The 16,525-nt window shown below is 67.7% G+C and carries 13 protein-coding genes; 3 read left to right on the top strand and 10 right to left on the bottom strand.

Translation table 11 applies throughout. The annotated features are described in order from the left end of the window. Positions 1-4 precede the first annotated feature (4 nt). From J5Y09_RS01435 to J5Y09_RS01445, 3 genes are all read right to left on the bottom strand, one after another. On the bottom strand, positions 5-862 hold the full coding sequence (locus J5Y09_RS01435) for a MaoC family dehydratase (protein WP_209349926.1): 858 nt from the start codon (positions 860-862) through the stop codon (positions 5-7). Further along, entirely contained in the window at positions 862-2,997 is a 2,136-nt protein-coding gene (locus J5Y09_RS01440) for an acetate--CoA ligase family protein (protein WP_209349927.1), read from the bottom strand. The genes J5Y09_RS01435 and J5Y09_RS01440 overlap by 1 nt, the downstream gene beginning before the upstream one ends. A 155-nt stretch (positions 2,998-3,152) precedes the next feature. Beyond that, positions 3,153-4,499, bottom strand: coding sequence for a lytic transglycosylase domain-containing protein (locus tag J5Y09_RS01445; protein WP_209349928.1), 1,347 nt, complete (start codon positions 4,497-4,499; stop codon positions 3,153-3,155). A 296-nt stretch (positions 4,500-4,795) separates the two neighbouring features. Here J5Y09_RS01445 and J5Y09_RS01450 point away from each other — a divergent pair, with 296 nt between their 5' ends. After that, complete coding sequence (locus J5Y09_RS01450; protein ID WP_245216727.1) at positions 4,796-5,341, top strand: glycine zipper 2TM domain-containing protein; 546 nt, start codon at positions 4,796-4,798, stop codon at positions 5,339-5,341. Between the two features lie 134 nt (positions 5,342-5,475). Here the strand turns inward: J5Y09_RS01450 and J5Y09_RS01455 are convergent, their stop codons facing one another. Next, positions 5,476-6,063, bottom strand: a complete 588-nt coding sequence (locus tag J5Y09_RS01455; protein WP_209349929.1) for an acyltransferase — start codon at positions 6,061-6,063, stop codon at positions 5,476-5,478. A gap of 538 nt (positions 6,064-6,601) precedes the next feature. Beyond that, entirely contained in the window at positions 6,602-7,408 is an 807-nt protein-coding gene (locus J5Y09_RS01460; protein WP_209349930.1) for a class I SAM-dependent methyltransferase, read from the bottom strand. A 269-nt stretch (positions 7,409-7,677) separates the two neighbouring features. On the opposite strand from J5Y09_RS01460, the gene J5Y09_RS01465 reads away from it, so the two are divergent. Both J5Y09_RS01465 and J5Y09_RS01470 read left to right on the top strand, forming a co-directional pair. Then, positions 7,678-9,414 (top strand): glycosyltransferase, encoded by a 1,737-nt coding sequence (locus J5Y09_RS01465; RefSeq protein ID WP_209349931.1) that lies wholly within the window; start codon positions 7,678-7,680, stop codon positions 9,412-9,414. Continuing rightward, positions 9,407-10,288 carry a class I SAM-dependent methyltransferase gene (locus tag J5Y09_RS01470; RefSeq protein ID WP_209349932.1) on the top strand — a complete coding sequence of 294 codons (882 nt, stop codon included), beginning with the start codon at positions 9,407-9,409 and terminating at the stop codon, positions 10,286-10,288. Before J5Y09_RS01465 ends, J5Y09_RS01470 begins: the two co-directional genes overlap by 8 nt. A gap of 31 nt (positions 10,289-10,319) precedes the next feature. Here J5Y09_RS01470 and J5Y09_RS01475 read toward each other — a convergent pair whose 3' ends face one another. Genes J5Y09_RS01475 through asnB form a run of 5 tightly spaced genes read right to left on the bottom strand, consistent with a single transcriptional unit; the run spans position 10,320 to position 16,467 of the window. After that, complete coding sequence (locus J5Y09_RS01475; RefSeq protein WP_209349933.1) at positions 10,320-11,519, bottom strand: glycosyltransferase; 1,200 nt, start codon at positions 11,517-11,519, stop codon at positions 10,320-10,322. Further along, positions 11,516-12,316 carry a TylF/MycF/NovP-related O-methyltransferase gene (locus tag J5Y09_RS01480; RefSeq protein ID WP_209349934.1) on the bottom strand — a complete coding sequence of 267 codons (801 nt, stop codon included), beginning with the start codon at positions 12,314-12,316 and terminating at the stop codon, positions 11,516-11,518. The genes J5Y09_RS01475 and J5Y09_RS01480 overlap by 4 nt, the downstream gene beginning before the upstream one ends. A gap of 40 nt (positions 12,317-12,356) precedes the next feature. Then, positions 12,357-13,661 (bottom strand): ABC transporter ATP-binding protein, encoded by a 1,305-nt coding sequence (locus J5Y09_RS01485; RefSeq protein WP_209349935.1) that lies wholly within the window; start codon positions 13,659-13,661, stop codon positions 12,357-12,359. Continuing rightward, a complete protein-coding gene (locus J5Y09_RS01490; RefSeq protein ID WP_209349936.1) occupies positions 13,658-14,491 on the bottom strand; it encodes an ABC transporter permease in 834 nt (277 codons plus the stop codon). The genes J5Y09_RS01485 and J5Y09_RS01490 overlap by 4 nt, the downstream gene beginning before the upstream one ends. Next, positions 14,488-16,467, bottom strand: coding sequence for an asparagine synthase (glutamine-hydrolyzing) (asnB, locus tag J5Y09_RS01495; RefSeq protein ID WP_209349937.1), 1,980 nt, complete (start codon positions 16,465-16,467; stop codon positions 14,488-14,490). Before asnB ends, J5Y09_RS01490 begins: the two co-directional genes overlap by 4 nt. Positions 16,468-16,525: the final 58 nt, after the last annotated feature.

Genomic DNA, 16,525 nt, shown 5'->3' on the forward strand with positions numbered 1-16,525 from the left:
TTCCCTACGGGTGCCTGAAGAGCCCGTTGCTGACGACGACCTTGTCGCGTTCCACCACGCGGGCCCGGAAGGCCGCGCCCCCGTCCTCGTGCCAGATTTCGGTGCGGATCGTCTCCCCCGGAAAGACCGGGGAGGAGAAGCGCAGATCCATCCGCCCGAAGCGTGCCGGATCATAGCCGCAGAGCGACTTCATCAGCGCGTGGCACACCACGCCGAAGGTGCACAGCCCGTGCAGGATCGGGCGGGGGAAGCCCGCCTTGGCCGCGACAGCGGGGTCGATGTGCAGCGGGTTGTGGTCGCCGTTCAGCCGGTAGACGATCGCCTGCTCCGGCCGCGTCGGCAGGTCGAGCGTGACGTCCGGGGCGCGATCGGGTTCCGGATGCGGCTTCTTCACGGGCCCGGACGGGCCGCCGAAGCCGCCATCCCCGCGCGCGAAGGTGGTGCCTTCAAGCGTGGCGAGCTTTTCCCCCGTGCGCGCATCCACCACCACGCGTTCGTTGTACAGCAGCGCGCCCTTGCCCGGCCCGCGGTCCACGATGGCGCTGATGCGCGACTTCCCGATGATCTCGCCTTCCGCCGGCAGCGGCTTGTGCAGGATGATCGACTGTTCCCCGTGCAGCACCTGCGTCCAGTCCACGCCGGTGTCCGGATTGCGCAGCCAGAAGCCGGGATAGCCGAGCACTACGGCCATGGACGGCATGGCCTTCAGCCGCGGCTCGTAGACGAAGTCGAGCTGGCTTTCGTCCATCGGGTCCTGCCCGAGGCCGATGGAGAAATTGTACAGCGCCGTGTCCTGCCAGCGGATCGCCTGGCGGATCTCCGGGATCGGGTAGTTCAGCAGGTGTTCGTAGACGATCGGCATCAGCGCTTGTCCTCGACCTCGATCACCGCGTCGGCGGCGAAGGCGCCCTGGCCTTCGGGCAGCACGAGCAGCGGGTTCACGTCGACCGACAGCAGCCGCTCATCCGCACCGGCGGCGAAGCGCGACAGCGCGGCGAGCGCGCCGGCCAGCGCCTTCACATCTGCCTTCGGCCGCCCGCGCGCGCCATCGAGCAGCGGGAAGCCCTTCAGCGAGTGGACCATGCGCTCGGCCTCCGCCTCGTCGAAGGGGCAGCGGCGGAAGGCGACGTCCTTCAATATCTCGATGAAGACGCCGCCGAGGCCGACCATGGCCACGGGCCCGAAGACCGGGTCCCGTGCGACGCCGAGCGCCATTTCCACCGCGCCCTTGATCTGCCGGGCGATCAGCACGCCCTCGATCCGCGCGCCCGGCGCGCGTTCGGCCGCGCGGGCCAGCAGCGTCGCATGCGCCGCGCGCACCGCCGCCGCATCGGCCAGGTCGAGGATGACGCCCCCGATCTCGCTCTTGTGCAGGATGTCCGGCGACAGGATTTTCGCCACCACCGGATAGCCGAAGGAATCCGCCGCGGCGACCGCTTCGTCGGCGGATGCGCAGGCACGTTCCGGCACGGCGGGCACGCCCGCGGCGGCGAGGATGCGCTTGCCCTCGGCTTCCGTCGGCGTCGTCGCGGGCAGCGTCACCTCGCCCACCACGATCTCCTCCGCCGGCGGCGCGGCGAAGGCGGCGCCGTAGCGGCCCATGGCCTCGATCGCCGCGACGGCGCGCGTCGGGTCCTCGAACACCAGGTAGCCGTCCTCCTCATAGCCCTTCACCTTGTCGGGCGGGGCGATGGCGGACAGCACCCAGAGCCGGTCGGCGAACTTCTCCCGCGCGGCCTTCAGGTAGGGGCGCAGCTTCGGCGCCATGGTGGTCGACCCGCCGGTCTGGGTCAGGAACACCAGCATCGAGCCGTAGCCGCCCTCCTGCGCCGTCGTCTCGAGGAATTGCGGGAACAGTTCCGTCTGGTTCACCGCCTGCGCGGTGCAATCCACCGGGTTGCGCGGCGCGCAGAAGGAGATCAGCGACTTCAGATGCGCCTGCGCGTCCTCGGGCAAAGGCGGCATCGCCACGCCCGCCGCTTCCGCCGCGTCGGAAATCAGCACGCCCGCGCCGCCGCTGACGGTGATGACGCCCATCGTGTTGCCCACGGGGTAGATGCGCTTCGTCGCCGCATAGGCGATGTCGAGCATCTGCTCCGTCGTCGTCGCGCGCACCACGCCGAACTCGTCCAGCACAGCCTGGGTGATGGTGTCGTCCCCGGCGATGGAGGCGGTGTGCGACTTCGCCGCATGGCCGCCGAGCTCGCTGCGCCCCACCTTCATCAGCACGACCGGCTTGCGGTTGCGCCGCGCGAGGTCGAGCGCCGCGGTGAAGCGCGCGCTTTCGCGGATGCCTTCGGCGTAGGCGCAGATCACCTCGACTTCCGGCGCCTGCGCCATCCAGCCGATCGCCTCGCCGAGCGAGACATCGGCCTCGTTGCCCGTGGTGATGCAGACCGGCGTGCCGATCCCCCGCATGCGGGAGACGGCGAAGACATGCGTGCCATAGGCGCCGGACTGGGAGGCGATGCCGACATTGCCGCGGATCGGCCAGCCCTGCTCGAAGCTCAGGGAGAAGATCGGGTAGAAGTTGATCGCCGCGTTGAACAGGCCGAGGCAGTTCGGACCCAGCAGCCGCATCCCGTGCCGGCGCGCGGCCGCGACCAGGCGGTCCTGCATCGCCGCGCCCGCCTCGTCCACCTCGGCGAAGCCGGCGGTGAAGACGATGGCCGCGCGGCACCCCTTCGCGCCGAGATCGTCCACCGCCTGCACCGCGCCTTCGCCGGGCACGGCGACGATGGCGACATCGGGCGCGGAGGGCAGCGCGGAGACGGAGGCGAAGGCCGGCAGCCCCTGCACCGTCGCGCGGTTCGGGTTGACCGGCAGGATGGCGCCGGCGAAGCCCTGGCGCTGCATGTAGGCGATCGGCCGGCCGCCGATGCGCGTCGCATCGTCCGACGCGCCGATGATGGCGACCGAGCGCGGCCGTACCATGGCGTCGAGCGCCGCGAACCCCGCGGCGGGCAGTTGGCGCGAGTGGCCGCCTTCGGCGGGCATGGGCGTTCCTCCGGCAATCGCGGCGCAGCGTGGCCTCCCCCCGCCGGGTGGGCAAGGGGGCGAGGTCCGCGCCCCACGCCATCCAGCCGCCGGAATGACGAAGGGCCGCAGCGTCGCCGCCGCGGCCCTTGCCGATCCGATCCGATCGCGGGGCGTCAGGCGCCCGGCGCGACCACCGTGCAGGCGCCGCGGGCGCGCAGGCGGGCGCAGGCCTGCTCGGCGCCGGACTGGCTCAGCCCTGTCACGCGGGCGCGGTACAGCGTGGTGCTGCCCTGGCGCACCGGGGTGACGGTGGTGCGGCTGCCCATGGTCGCGACCACGTCGCGCGCCTGCGTCGCCGTGGTGCGGGCCAGGTTCTCCGACGCGAAGGCGCCGACCTGCACCGCCCAGCCATTGCCGCCGGGCTGCGGCGCGGCGCCGCGGGCGGCAGCCGGCTGCACGGATTGCTGCTGGGCGGGCGGGGTCGGCAGGGGCGCGCGGGGCAGGGTGCTCGCCTGCGCCGTGCCGACGATGCCCAGCCGGCCGAGCGGGGAGGCGGCCGGCGCGCGGCGTTCCGGCGCGGCCAGCGCGCTCGCCACCACGGCGGGCGCGCGGGTGGTCGCGGCGTCCTCGGCGGCCTGCTGGGCGCGCTCGATCTCGGACTGCCGCGCGGCCTCGGCGAGCGCCATGCGCGCGCTCGGCGTCAGGGTCGGGTTCTCCATCCCCTGCATGTGCGCGGGCGTGCCGGAGGGCATGGGCGGCGCGGGCAGCGGCGGCGCGCCGAGGCTCGCGACCTGCACCGGCGGGGCGGCCGGCGGCGGCGGGGGGGCGGCGGCCATCTGGACGGGCGCCGGTGCGGATTCGCGCTGCTGGCGCAGCGCGAGCATCGTCCCGCTGTCCATCCGGCGCGGGCCGGCGGGGATGTAGTGGCCGATCTCGGCCGCTGCGTAGACCTCGGCCGGCGCGCGGCGGTTCGGCTGGGCGCCGGTGATGCGCGGGCCGATGCGCGCGACGTAGTTGCGCGTCTCGTTCGGCAGGCCGCGCCCGCCCCAGAGGTAGTCCTCGAGCCGCCGGGGGCCCGCATTGTAGGCGGCGAGGAAGGCGGGGTTGCCGTAGAGCTCGTACATTTCCCGCAGATAGGCCGCACCCGCCTGGATGCTGTCATAGGGGTGGTACGGGTCGGGGCCGAGGTTGTAGCGCGCCTGCAGTTCCCGGTAGGTGCCGGGCATCACCTGCATCAGGCCCATCGCGCCGGCATGGGAGGTAGCGTTGGCGCGACCGCCGCTTTCCTGGCGCATCACCTCGCGGATCCAGAGTTCCGGGATGTCGAAGCGGCGCGACGCGTCGCGGATCCACGGCCCCCAGGGATCGCCCGGCGGGCCGGGCGGAGAGGTGCTGTCGGGCCTGTTGTAGAAGGGCCCGTTCGAGGCGCTGCGCGTCCCGCTCGTGCCGCAGGCGGCCAGCATCGCCAGCATCGCCACCGCAAGCACGGCCTTCGCGCCGCCCCTGAAGCTTCCGGTCATTCCCCCTGGTCCCCATCCGGCACCGTGACGGTCCCGCCCTGTTGGGTGAAGCGGCCGGATCCCCCTCCGGCCCCTTCGGGCGAGCCCGTCTCCGGGCATGAAACACGGTCGTGTGAAGGCTTGCGTAGGCCAGCCGAAGAGCCCGGGTCAAGTTCTGCGGAGAGACCCATCATCTTGTGGGTCGACACGCGTCCCGAATCCCAGGATTCGATGAACCCACACTATTGTGGCGCGGCCACGGCAGGCACATCACTTGTGCGATGCCGCGCCCACGCCGCCGAAGGAGACAGGAACCCATGCTCGACACCCGCCGCCTCGCGCCCCTCTGCGCCGTGCTCGCGCTCGGCGCCGGCCTTGCCGCCTGCGCGCCGGCCACGAACACGACGGTGGACCGCTATGCGCTCGGCTCCTCCGGATATGTCTCCTCCGGCACCATCGTGGGCATGCGCCCGGTCGCGGTCAGCGGGACGCGCAGCGGCATCGGCGCCGGCGCCGGCGCGGTGGGCGGCGGGCTGATCGGCTCGACCATCGGCGGCGACTGGCGGGCGCGGACCGTGGGCGGCGTGGTCGGCGCGCTGGCCGGCGGCATCGCCGGCGCGGCGATCGAGGAAGGTGTCACCCGCGGCGACGCCATGGAATTCATCATCCGCGACGACAGCGGCGCGACGCGGTCGGTCATCCAGACCAACGAGCTCGGCCTGACGGTGGGCGAGCGGGTGCTGATCACCCAGGGCGACCGGGTGCGCCTGTCCCGCGCCGGCGGGGCCGCGCCGGTCGGCTACGGCGGCGGCTATGGCGGCGGTTACGGCGGCGGGCCGATCGACGCCCGCGGCGGGAAGTAGCCCGCCCTTCCGACCGCGGCGCCGAGCGTCACATCGCCTTCCGTCGAAGGGGCCGGCGACACACGTCTCCAAGACCCGGGCGATGGCGGCCTAGATCTGTGCGTGCGGCCGGTCCTGCCGGGAGGCAAGGGCAATCATTGGTCCGCAGCCTGCCGGGCCAGCCGGCCCGCCGAAAGGGTATACACATCTCCGGTGTGCGGGCAGACCTCGGTACCGTCACCGCGCAGTGGCAGGCTGAGGCGTTCGCCATATGCGCTCATCCAGCCGATCTGCCGGGCAGGCACACCGACCATCAGCGCAAAGTCTGGAACATCCTTCTTTACGACAGCCCCGGCGCCAATGAAGGCAAAGGATCCCACGGTCACGCCACAAATGATGGTGCAATTCGCACCTAGCGTCGCACCGCGCCGGATCAGCGTGTCGCGGTATTCGGATTTGCGCGAGATCAGCGCGCGTGGGTTGTAGACGTTGGTGAACACCATCGAGGGGCCGCAAAACACCCCTTCTTCCAGTGTTACATTGTCGTAGATCGAGACGTTGTTCTGCACCTTGCAGAAGTCACCGATCACCACGCGGTTGCCGACAAACACGTTCTGACCCAGGGAGACGTCCTTGCCGATCCGTGCCCCGGAACAGACGTGAGCGAAGTGCCATACACGGGTTCCCTCGCCGATTTGCGCGCCCGCGTCGACAATGGCGCTGGGGTGGATCGAGACACTCATTTCAGCGCACCAAAGACAAAGGCATGCCGTTCGCCTCTGATCGCCACGTGGTCATCCTCCAGGCCAGCGCCTTGTCCTTGCGGACCAGGTCGCGCTCCGGCGCCTTGATGCGCTGCCGATCTTCCTTCACCGCCTGGCCGAGACGCCAGGTGCTGGCACGGTCCCAGTCGTTGGGATTCTCGCTGGCGGCGATGGGTGGTGAGGTCCTTGTCGTGCACCGCGGCGGTCTCGAACATCGCGGCGAACCTGTCGCGCAAGCTCCCGTCGCCGGGGGGCGCCTTCGCATCGGGCGGCAACTGCCGCTGCGCGCGGGCCTGCCGACGCCACCTGCACGGCGTCGCCTCGGCGTTCCCCTCCACCGGCGCCGACTGCCGCAACGGCACCGCGTTCGGCACTTGCATCCGCTTCAACACCGCGGCGCGGCGTTCAAGTGAGTGGGCCAGGTCGCCCCTTCGTCACGCCCCGCCAAGAATCAGCGACCTTCTCGGGCCAACGGACAACGTCCCTGACGGCGGGGGGCACTCACTGCCATGTCCGCTCAGTCAGAAGGCTCGTTGAGCGACGGCGCCTTCTGGCCCACGTAAAGGATGGACGAAGCGCCGCCGATCACGCTGTCGATGTTGTGGTTGATGTTGTGAATGTGGAGCGGGATGATTTCGCCCTCCGCGAGCGGCCGGTCGATGAAGCCGAGCATGTGGAGGTAGGGCTCGTAGAGCGCGTCGATGAAGTCGAGCTGGTGCAGGCATACCTTGCTGAAGCCACGCCTTGCGAACATCGCGTCCATCATAGCGGGGGTAATGGAGCGTACATGCTGCCAACGATGGAAGGTGACGTTCGCGACTGGGCAATACACCACGCCATCGTCGAGATCTTCGGAGTTCGGCGTCGTGATGATCAATCTGCCGCCGGGTTTCACCAGCCCGGCCAGCGTGTCGCACACGCCCTCGAACTCATCGTCCAGCACATGTTCGAGGACCTCAAAGCAGGTCACGGCATCGAAGGTCTCGCTGCCGCCGGGCTCGGGTGCGGGGAGGTAGCCTGCCTTGCCTGAAAGGAGGGCATCCGCCCTTGCCGCGCGGTCGGATGCCGGGTCGATGGCGGCGAAGGGATAGCCCTGGTCGATCAAGTGCTCGGCGATCTCGCCGCCGCCGGCGCCGAAGTCTAGATGGCGGCCGCCCTTCACCAAGTGGCGAGCGATCAACCAGTGGATCGAGCGGCGTGCCATGCGGCCGAAAACGCGCGTGTCGCCATGGCCAGCGCGGCTGAGCCCGTTCCAGAACCGGTTCACGAGCTCGCGCGTCCAGACGAGTTTCGTGGGCTCCGGTTGTTCCGCAGAAATGGTCATCGCGATGTTCGCAGCTCCAACATAGTCGCCGACTGATCGGTAGGAGGTAGGTCCAGGGGGCAGGGTTTCTAGCGCAAAGATGTTAGCGGTTGCGAGCGCAGCTGCCATGGTTCAAAACAAAATCCCGTCCGAATCGACCGATGAGGACGCGTCAATCTTGTTCAGGCGCGAGGTACTGCCCGGCTTCGGGCCATCCTGTCGGCAACTTGTCGGCCAGCTGTGGTGCACCGAGAGCGTCCGGAGGCAGCCACCGCATATCGAGGCGAGGGATGGTTTCGTACACAGATCTGCTCGAGCAAATTCTCGACGCCTTTCCGCCACGCTCAGTCGCCGTTTTCCTGCCATTCGCGGTTGGCGAGCGCGAAGCCTCCGCCATCCTCGAGCAAGGCATCGCGACCAGCGTCACCATCAATCTGGAGAATGGCTGCCTGCCGACCTGGTCGAGGGACGGATTTCACGACGACATCTTCTCGCTGAAGCGATTGCCGGCGTCAGCGCTGTTCCTCGACCATCAACTGCGGCTGCCGGTGGCCTGGTACGCGCGGCTGGTGCGCCGTGGCGTGCGCCGCCTGCACATCATCGGGCCGGATGGACGCGCAAAGGGCGTGAATGCGATCGGCTACTTGCGGCGCAAGGCGGTGCGCCGGGCGGTGCGCACCTACCTGCGGGCACATGGCCGGGCCAGCGATCATCTCTATCAGCGCGTCTTCTCCGAGATCATCAAGCGATTGTCGTTCCTGGCGATCGAACGCTCCGCCTTCATGCAGGACCGCGTCGTGCTGGCCATCGGCACGCTGGGGCCGGGCGGGGCGGAGCGCCAGGTCAAGTATACGGCGATCGGCCTCCAGCGCAGTGGAACCTTCGTCCCGACCGTATTGTGCCAGCAATCTCTCGATGCGCATGTCAGCAACTTCTTCGGCCCACAACTCACGGCCGCCGGAGTGGAGGTTCGCACGGCGCGGGGCGACCCGGCCTTGACGGATGATTGGCGGGTGCAGTCGCTGAAGCAGGACATGCGCGAGCGCTACGATTATCTCGGCGTGGAAATCCTGCTGGAACAGATCCTGGCGCTGGTATCCGAGCTTCGCCGCGTTCGGCCCGCTATCCTGCATAGCTGGCTGGATGCCACCAATTCGATCAGCGCCGTTGCGGCGCGCATCGTGGGCGTTCCGCATCTCCTGCTCGGCGGGCGCTCCATGGCGCCGGACAATTTCGCGCTGCTGACGCCGCATATGCGCGCCGCCTACCGGACCGCTTTGGCCGACCCCGATACCTCGCTGCTCAACAACTCCTCGGCCGGCGCCGACGACTATGCGCGGTGGCTCTCCGTGCCGCGGCAACGCATCCAGGTGATCCCGAACGGCTTCGAGTTCCCCGATCCTCCGACGGAAGCGGACCTCGCGCGCGCGCGCTCTGCGGCCGGCATTCCGCACGGCGCCTTCGTCATCGGCGGGCTGCAGCGTTTCAGCGAGGAGAAGCGACCCGAGCTGTGGGTCGCGGCCGCCATGGACATCGTCAGGCGTGAGAAGCGGGCAGTCGCACTCTGCTACGGGGCTGGCCCGATGCATGCGGAGCTGAAGGCGATGGTCGAGAAGGCGGGCCTCGCCGATCGGATCTTCCTGCCGGGCCTGACCGGCGATGCCTGGGAGGCCTTGCGCTGCTTCGACGTCTTCCTGCTCACCTCCCGGCAGGAAGGCCTTCCCAACGTGCTTATCGAGGCGCAGGCGATGGGCGTCCCGGTCGTCGCCCCGCCGGTGGGCGGCGTGCCGGAAACGCTCGAGGATGGCGTAACCGGCATTCTGGTACCGAAGGCGGATGCAGCCTCGCTCGCGGCGGCCATCCTGTCGCTTGCCAGCGATCCGGCCCGGCACGCGGCGATGGCGCGGGCGGCGAGCCGGCATGTGCGGAACAGCTTCGGCATGGACGTCATGTTGCAAAGGACGCTTGCGGCCTATGCCCGTCAGCCGGTATGGCCCATGGCCGTCGAGAGGATACCCCATGACTGATGACGTGCCGCGCTTCGGCTTCGGCGACAACTGGAACAAGTTCATTCGCCAGAAGCACAATGCCGAGCGGCTGAATGCGGCGTCCAAGCGACTGACCTCGTTCCTGAACCGCGAGGACATGAAGGGTCTCGACTTCCTCGATATCGGCTGCGGGTCCGGGCTGCATTCGATGGCGGCGCTGACGCTGGGCGCGGGGAAGGTCCACAGCTTCGACTACGATCCGAACTCCGTGAAGGCCACGCAGTTCCTGCGCGAAAAGGCCGGAAACCCTCCGAACTGGAAGGTGGAGCGGGGTGACGTGCTCGATCCCGCCTACATGGAGAGCCTGGGCAAGTGGAACTTCGTCTACTCCTGGGGCGTGCTCCACCATACCGGTGCGATGTGGGACGCCGTGCGCAACGCCCAGGCGCGCGTCGCCGATGGCGGGCTGTTCTACATCGCGCTGTATTCGGCCGATGTGGATCTTCAGCCGAGCAAGGAATTCTGGCTCGAGATCAAGAAGGAATACAACCGCGTCACGCCGTTCACCCGCTGGCTGATGATGTGGTGGTATGTCTGGCGGTTCGGGATCAGCATGAACGTCCGCAACGTTCCCGCGCTGGTGAAGCAGATCTGGACCCACCGCACCAAGCGGGGCATGAACTACTTCACCGATGTGCGCGACTGGATCGGCGGTTGGCCGATGGAATACGCCGGCGACCAGGAAACTGCGGATTTCCTTGAGGACCAGTACGGGTTTGAATTGATAAACGTGTCGGTCGGTCATGCCTGCTCGGAGTTCCTGTTCCGCAAGACAGGCGTCCTGGGCCGCAAGACTGACGTGAAGCAGCTTGTTGAGAAACTTAAGACCGAAAAAGCCTACACTGTAGTGTGAAGCTGGCTCGGACGACTTCGGCCGCCTGCTTTCAAGCCTTCAGCATATCGCGATAAAGGCGAGCATGGCGGCCGACGCATTGCGCTAGCGTGTATTCGGTCTGCGCCCGCTGCCGCGCTGCCTCCCCGAGCGTAGCCCGCAGTCGCGGATCGGCGATCACCGTCCGCAAGGCCGCCGCCAGCTCGGCAGGCGCGCGCGGCGGCACCAGGCACCCGGCCGCGCCTTCCGCCAGCGCCTCCGACGTCCCGCCGACATCGGTGGCGACGATCGGCAAGCCAGCCGCCATCATTTCGATGACGGCGTTGGACGAACCTTCCTCATGCGAGGCATGCACGCCGATATCGGCGGCGCGCATCAGGAAGGTGGCGTCATTGCGCTCGCCAAGGCAGCGCACGACGTCGGCTATGCCGAGATCGCGGGCGCGTTGCTCGATCTGGTTGCGCCTGTCGACCCCCTTCACCGCGGCGTCGCTGCCGATGAACAGCATGACTGTCCGGGGCGGCAGCTCGCCGCCCGCACGCAGCAGGGCGAGCGCGTCGAGCACGTCTTCATGGCCCTTGTAGACATGCAGGTTCGCGACCTTCACCAGCACCAGGGCATCGTCGGCAAGGTCGAGCCGGGCACGGGCGGCAGCCCTGTCAGCGCCGGCAGGATGCATGCGCTCCGGCGACAATCCGTTCGGTATCATGACGATCTTGTCGCGCGGCACGCCGTCTTCCACCAGCATCTCGACCAGCTGACCGGAGTTGGTGGTCACGGCGAGCGACTGGCGAAAGGCCCAGCGCTCGAGAGAGGTGATGGTCGCGCCATAGTTCGCGCGATAGGTGAACAGCCCGCGCTGAGCCAACAGGAGCCGACGCCGCATGGGCCACAACGCCAGCGCCGACAGAATGACCGCCTCCGACAAATAGGCATGCAGAAGCCCGCGCCGATGCCGTATGCCCCATGTCCAGAGCCCTGGCAGTAGGCCGAACAGGCGCATCAGGCGACGGATCGGGCGCGGCAGGCCGGCGGGTGGTTCGCGCAGGCGGTCCGGCAGCACCGGGATGCCCCGCGCCCGGAAGACCTCCCGCAAGGGGCCGTCGGCGCCGATCAGATAGATGGAAGGCGCGAAGCCATGCTGCTTCAGTGCCGGCAGGAGATCGAGAAGATGAGTCTCCGTGCCGCCCCGGTTCATCGATCCGATGATGATGCCCAGGGGGACCGGCGCGACAGGGTCCGGCCCGGTCACGCCCGATCCGGATGCCCGCGGAAGAAGATGGCCTGCCCCGTCGGCAACAGCGCGATCCGTTCCGGCTTGTCGGCCATGAAGTCGTCCGCCGCCTTCCGTGCGCCGGGGCAGCTCCGGAAGCCGTAGTCGTCCATGATCACGAGCGCGCCTGGCGACAGCCGCGGATAGAAGAACGCCAGCGTGTCGTAGGTCGGCTGGTGCAGGTCGACGTCGATATGCAGGGCAGCGACCTGGCCCGGCGCCGAGGCGTCGAAGGTATCGGGGATCCAGCCCTCGTGGAAAACCGTGTTGTTGAAGGGCGCCAGATTGGCCTCGACCGTCTCGCGTGCGCAGCGCAGCCCATTCGCCGTCCAATAGTCGCCATCCAGCGGTCCAGGCTCGGATAGCCCCTGGAACGAGTCGTAGAGATGGACCTTGCGGCCTTCGTCGCGCGCCTGGCTGCACATCAACTCGGCTGTGGCGCCGGCGAAGACGCCACACTCGACAAAGTCACCCGGTGTTGCCGACACGGTCTTCAACAGTTCGCGCACGGCAAACTTGCGGTCTAGGGAGTGCCAGTTGCCCGGGTCCATATACCTTTTGTAGTAGTCAAGAAACGCCTCATCATCGAGGAAGATGCGACCGTACTCCGAGAACTTGAAGGTCGGATACGACGCCATGGCGAGCTGCTCAGCCATGATGTAGCGGCGCCACTCATCCGGTTCGGCCTGCGTGCGGGCGGAGATCAGCGCCAGCAGTTGCGCCCAGATGTGCGGGTCCTTGAGGCTTTCGGCAGTGATGGTGAGGTTGGCGCTCATGGTTGTGTCCACATTCATGTGACATTGGCCGGCCGCTTGATCACGGCTTCGATGCCGTCGCCGCACCGTTGATGCGCAATGTCGGGAAGACGTTCACGATACTCTCGGCCAGCACCTGCGGCGACCCGATGACCTCGATCATATGGATGCGGTCGACCTGATCGAGTTTCATGGCGTCCGGCCTGGCCAGTGCGATGCCGAGGAAAAAGTAGCCTGCGGAGAGCGTTACTGTCGCGTCGAAAGTCGCCTCCAGGCGCGTCCCGGCGCGCAAGTTCTTGATTTGCAACGTATCCGGAAACAGGACGTTCGTGACCAACACGACAGAACGCCCGGTTCGATCCTTGATGTAGAACCCCATGATCATCTCCTCGATGTCAGCGAGGACATCGATGAAGATGCGCAAAGCGAATTTGTCGCCCGAGCGAAGGACCGTGGTCAGCGCGCCGTTGCTCTCGACGCTGACCGCGGCCACGCGCGCCTGGCCGTCTCCGAACCGCGACGAGAAGTCGTGCGGCAGGGTGGCGAGCACCCGGTCGATATCCTGGCTGTCGCCCTGCGTCGCGACCTGGGCGGCCGGCGCGGGCCTTTCCGCGGCTTGTGCGCCGAACAGCAACTGGGAGTAGCGGAAGACAGCCTCTTCCGGGGCGCCGATGAAGTGGATGGCGCCCTTGTCGATGATCATCGTTTGGTCGCAGAACTCGGTCACGGTCGAGTAGTTGTGCGTGACGAAGACTATGGTCGTGCCTTCGCGCTTGAACTCGCGGATCCGGTCGTAGCACTTGACGCCGAACTTGGCGTCCCCGACGGCCAGCCACTCGTCGATGATGAGCACCTCCGGCCGCATGGCGAAGGCGACCGCGAAGCTCAGTCGTGCCTGCATGCCGAGCGAATAGGTTCGGAACGGCCGGTCGATGAACTCGCCCAGTTCGCTGAAGGCGATGATCTCGTCGACCCGCTCGGTGATCTCGGCGCGGGACATGCCGAGACACAAGCCACCGAGGAAGATGTTCTCCCGCCCGGTCGCCTCGGCGCTGAAGCCGGTGCCAAGCTCCAGCACCTGCGAGATGCGCCCGCGGATCGTGATGGACCCGCCTGTCGGGTCGATCACGCCGGTCAGCAGCTTCAGGAGCGTGCTCTTGCCCGCGCCGTTGCGGCCGAGCACGCCGAGGATCTCGCCCTTGCCGACGTCGAAGCTGATGCCGTTGAGCGCATGGACATGATCGACGACCGGCTGGCGGCCGAACAACTCGCCCAGCACATCGCTCGACTTTCGGTAGATCTTGTAGGTCTTCTTCAGGTCCTGGACGCTGATCGCGGGCTCGCGCGCGACGGCCGGGACGCTCACAGCACATCTCCGAACCGGTTCTCGACGCGGCGGTAGACGGACAGCCCGACAAAGAGGAACAGGCCGGTCAGTGCCGCGAAGCCGACCCAGGCCGTCGGATTGGTGATACTGCCGAAGAAGGCGATGTCGCGATGCACCCAGATCGGATAGCTGAACGGGTTGAGGTAGAACACCCATTCCAGCCAGCCGACGGTCGCGCCGGGAATGTACATGATCGGCGACAGAAACAGGCCGACCGAGAATACCATGACAATCATCTCGTTGAGATCACGAAGGAAGACCGCAAGGCTGGAGAGCAGAAGACACAAGCCAAGCACGTACAGACCGAACGCCATCCAGTAGACCGGCAGCAACAATGCGGTCCAGTGCGGCAGGCCGACAATTGCCAAGTGATAGACGAGGAAGACGAGCGTTGTAGTAACGATCAGCGGAGCCTCTGACAGGATCGTCTTGATCGGCAGCACCGCCGTCGGGAAGGCGACCTGGCGTACCAGGCTCGGCTGCCCGGAAATGCTGACGACCGCACGCGAGAGCACCGCCTGGATGACCAGCCAGGGAATAAGACCGGACAGGAGCAGGGTCGTGTAGTCGCCCGGAAGATGGGCGATGTCCGACTGGCGCACGCGGAAGATGAAATTGAAGACGACGACGTAGACGCCCATCAGGAACAGCGGGCTGAACACCGCCCAGAAGGCGCCGAGCAGCCTGTCGGCATAGCGCTCGCGGATGTCGCGGCGTGCCATCTCCAGCACGAGATCGCGGTTCCTGACGAGGAAGCCGAATAGCGATGTCGACTGCAGATGAAGGGACGTCCGGGAGTGGCCGCTCACGCCGCAGTCCTTCCCGGTACCGCAACGCGCTCTGTGTGACGTCCGCTGTCGCCGAGACGCGCGGCGGTTGGATGCGACAGGGCGGTCGGAGTATCGATCCACATCCTGAACCACATCTCGAGCATCAGCAGCGCCCAGATCCGGCTCGCCCAGTTCTCGCCGCCCATATGGCGGCCGAGCAGCGCGCGCACCTCGCCGATGTCGAAAAGGCCGCGGGCGCGCGCGGTCTCGCCGGTCAGCAGATCGTAGACGGCGTCCTTCAGTTCGGTGCGCAGCCAGCGATCGATGGGGACGCCAAAGCCCATCTTGGGCCGGTACAGGACGTCATGCGGCAGATAGGGCTCCATGGCCTGCTTCAGCAGCGACTTGGGCTCGTTGCCCTCGAAGCGCTGATCCTCCGGCACGGTGCAGGCCCAGGACAGCAGCTCATGGTCGAGGAATGGCGAGCGGCCCTCCAACCCGTGGGCCATGGTCGCGATGTCCATCTTCACCAGGAGATCGTCCGGCAAATAGGTATGCAGGTCGGCCCATTGTGCGCCCCAGGCGAAGGTCGGGGCGGCATCGAAGAAGCGATCGAGCGCGTCGAGCGAGGAGCGGGCGAGGAAGTTGCGCATGTCGCCGGCATAAAGCTGGCCCTTCGCCGCATCCGAGAAATAGGCGATGAAGGTTTCGTAGCGGCGCGACCGCGGCTCGAAGCGCCGCATCAGGGCCTGGCGGCCATGGCGGACCAGCTTGAAGCGGTCGAGCGCTCGCGGCGCCGCGCCGGCCAGCGCGGCCAGCGCCTTGCCGATCGGGCCCGGCAGGGCGGAATCGAGCCCGGCGAGCTGGCGGCAGGCGCGGTAGCGCGAATAGCCGAGGAAGGCCTCGTCGCCGCCGTCGCCGTTCAGCACGACGGTCACATGCTGGCGCGCGATCTTCGAGACGAGATAGCTCGGGACCGCCGAGGAATCGGCGTAGGGCTCGTTGTAGAGATAGACCAGGTCGTCGAGAATCTCGGCCGCGTTCGGGCGCACGACGAATTCCTCGTGCCTCGTGCCGTAGCGCTCGGCCACCATGCGCGCATAGGCGCGCTCGTCGTACTGGGCCTCGTCGAAGCCGATGGTGAAGGTCCGCACCGGCTGCTCGGACTGCATCGCCATGAAGGCGACGACGGCCGAGCTGTCGACGCCGCCGGACAGGAAGGCGCCAAGCGGCACGTCGGCGATCATGCGCAGGCGGGTCGCTTCGCGCAGATGTCCGTGCAGTTCCTCGATGAGCTGCTCGCGGGGGCGGCGAACCGCTTCGGCCGGCGTCGGCCAATCGAAGTAGCGCTGCGGCTCGCCCATGCGGCCGCGCCGGACCACGAGCATCGACGCCGGGGGCAGCTTCCGGACCCCGACGAAGGCCGATTGCGGCGAAGGCACATATTGGTATGTCAGGTAGTCGTGGATCGCCGAGAGGTCGGCCTCGCGCTTCATGCCCGGCCAGACCAGCAGCGACTTGATCTCGCTGCCGAAGACCAGCACGCCGTCGACGACCGCATAGGACAGCGGCTTCTTGCCGACCCGGTCGCGCGCCAGGATGAACGTCTCCTCGCGCGCGTCATGCAGCGCGTACGCGAACATGCCGCGCAGCCTGTGCACCACATCGGCGCCCCACTGGCGATAGCCATGCAGGATCACTTCGGTGTCGGAGCTGGTGCGGAAGACGTGGCCGAGGGCGCGCAACTCCTCGCGCACCTCCTGGAAATTGTAGATTTCGCCATTGAAGACAATGGCCAGCTGCCCGTCATCCGAGAGCATCGGCTGGTGGGCGTTGCTCGACAGGTCGATGATCGACAGCCGCGCATGGGCGAGCCCGACGCCCGGCCCGGTCCAGGTCTGGAGCGCGTCGGGGCCGCGATGGCTGATCGTGTTGATCTGGCGGCTCAGAAGCTCGTCGCTGTCGGCACGGATGCCGCGATCCGTGAGCGAGAAGTAGCCGGCGATGCCGCACATGAGCCGATCGTCCCCAAGCCCCTGGTTCGCGCGGGGCGTAAGTGCCTCGCCCTGCTGC

Origin of the sequence: Roseomonas nitratireducens (assembly GCF_017813355.1) — a bacterium.
Classification (GTDB): domain Bacteria; phylum Pseudomonadota; class Alphaproteobacteria; order Acetobacterales; family Acetobacteraceae; genus Neoroseomonas; species Neoroseomonas nitratireducens.

Excerpts from the sequence above, each read along its gene's own strand:
- J5Y09_RS01435 (WP_209349926.1), bottom strand. The coding sequence starts at position 862 with ATGCCGATCGTCTACGAACACCTGCTGAACTACCCGATCCCGGAGATC.
- J5Y09_RS01440 (WP_209349927.1), bottom strand. The coding sequence starts at position 2,997 with ATGCCCGCCGAAGGCGGCCACTCGCGCCAACTGCCCGCCGCGGGGTTC.
- J5Y09_RS01445 (WP_209349928.1), bottom strand. The coding sequence starts at position 4,499 with ATGACCGGAAGCTTCAGGGGCGGCGCGAAGGCCGTGCTTGCGGTGGCG.
- J5Y09_RS01450 (WP_245216727.1), top strand. The coding sequence starts at position 4,796 with ATGCTCGACACCCGCCGCCTCGCGCCCCTCTGCGCCGTGCTCGCGCTC.
- J5Y09_RS01455 (WP_209349929.1), bottom strand. The coding sequence starts at position 6,063 with ATGAGTGTCTCGATCCACCCCAGCGCCATTGTCGACGCGGGCGCGCAA.
- J5Y09_RS01460 (WP_209349930.1), bottom strand. The coding sequence starts at position 7,408 with ATGACCATTTCTGCGGAACAACCGGAGCCCACGAAACTCGTCTGGACG.
- J5Y09_RS01465 (WP_209349931.1), top strand. The coding sequence starts at position 7,678 with ATGGTTTCGTACACAGATCTGCTCGAGCAAATTCTCGACGCCTTTCCG.
- J5Y09_RS01470 (WP_209349932.1), top strand. The coding sequence starts at position 9,407 with ATGACTGATGACGTGCCGCGCTTCGGCTTCGGCGACAACTGGAACAAG.
- J5Y09_RS01480 (WP_209349934.1), bottom strand. The coding sequence starts at position 12,316 with ATGAGCGCCAACCTCACCATCACTGCCGAAAGCCTCAAGGACCCGCAC.
- asnB (WP_209349937.1), bottom strand. The coding sequence starts at position 16,467 with ATGTGCGGCATCGCCGGCTACTTCTCGCTCACGGATCGCGGCATCCGT.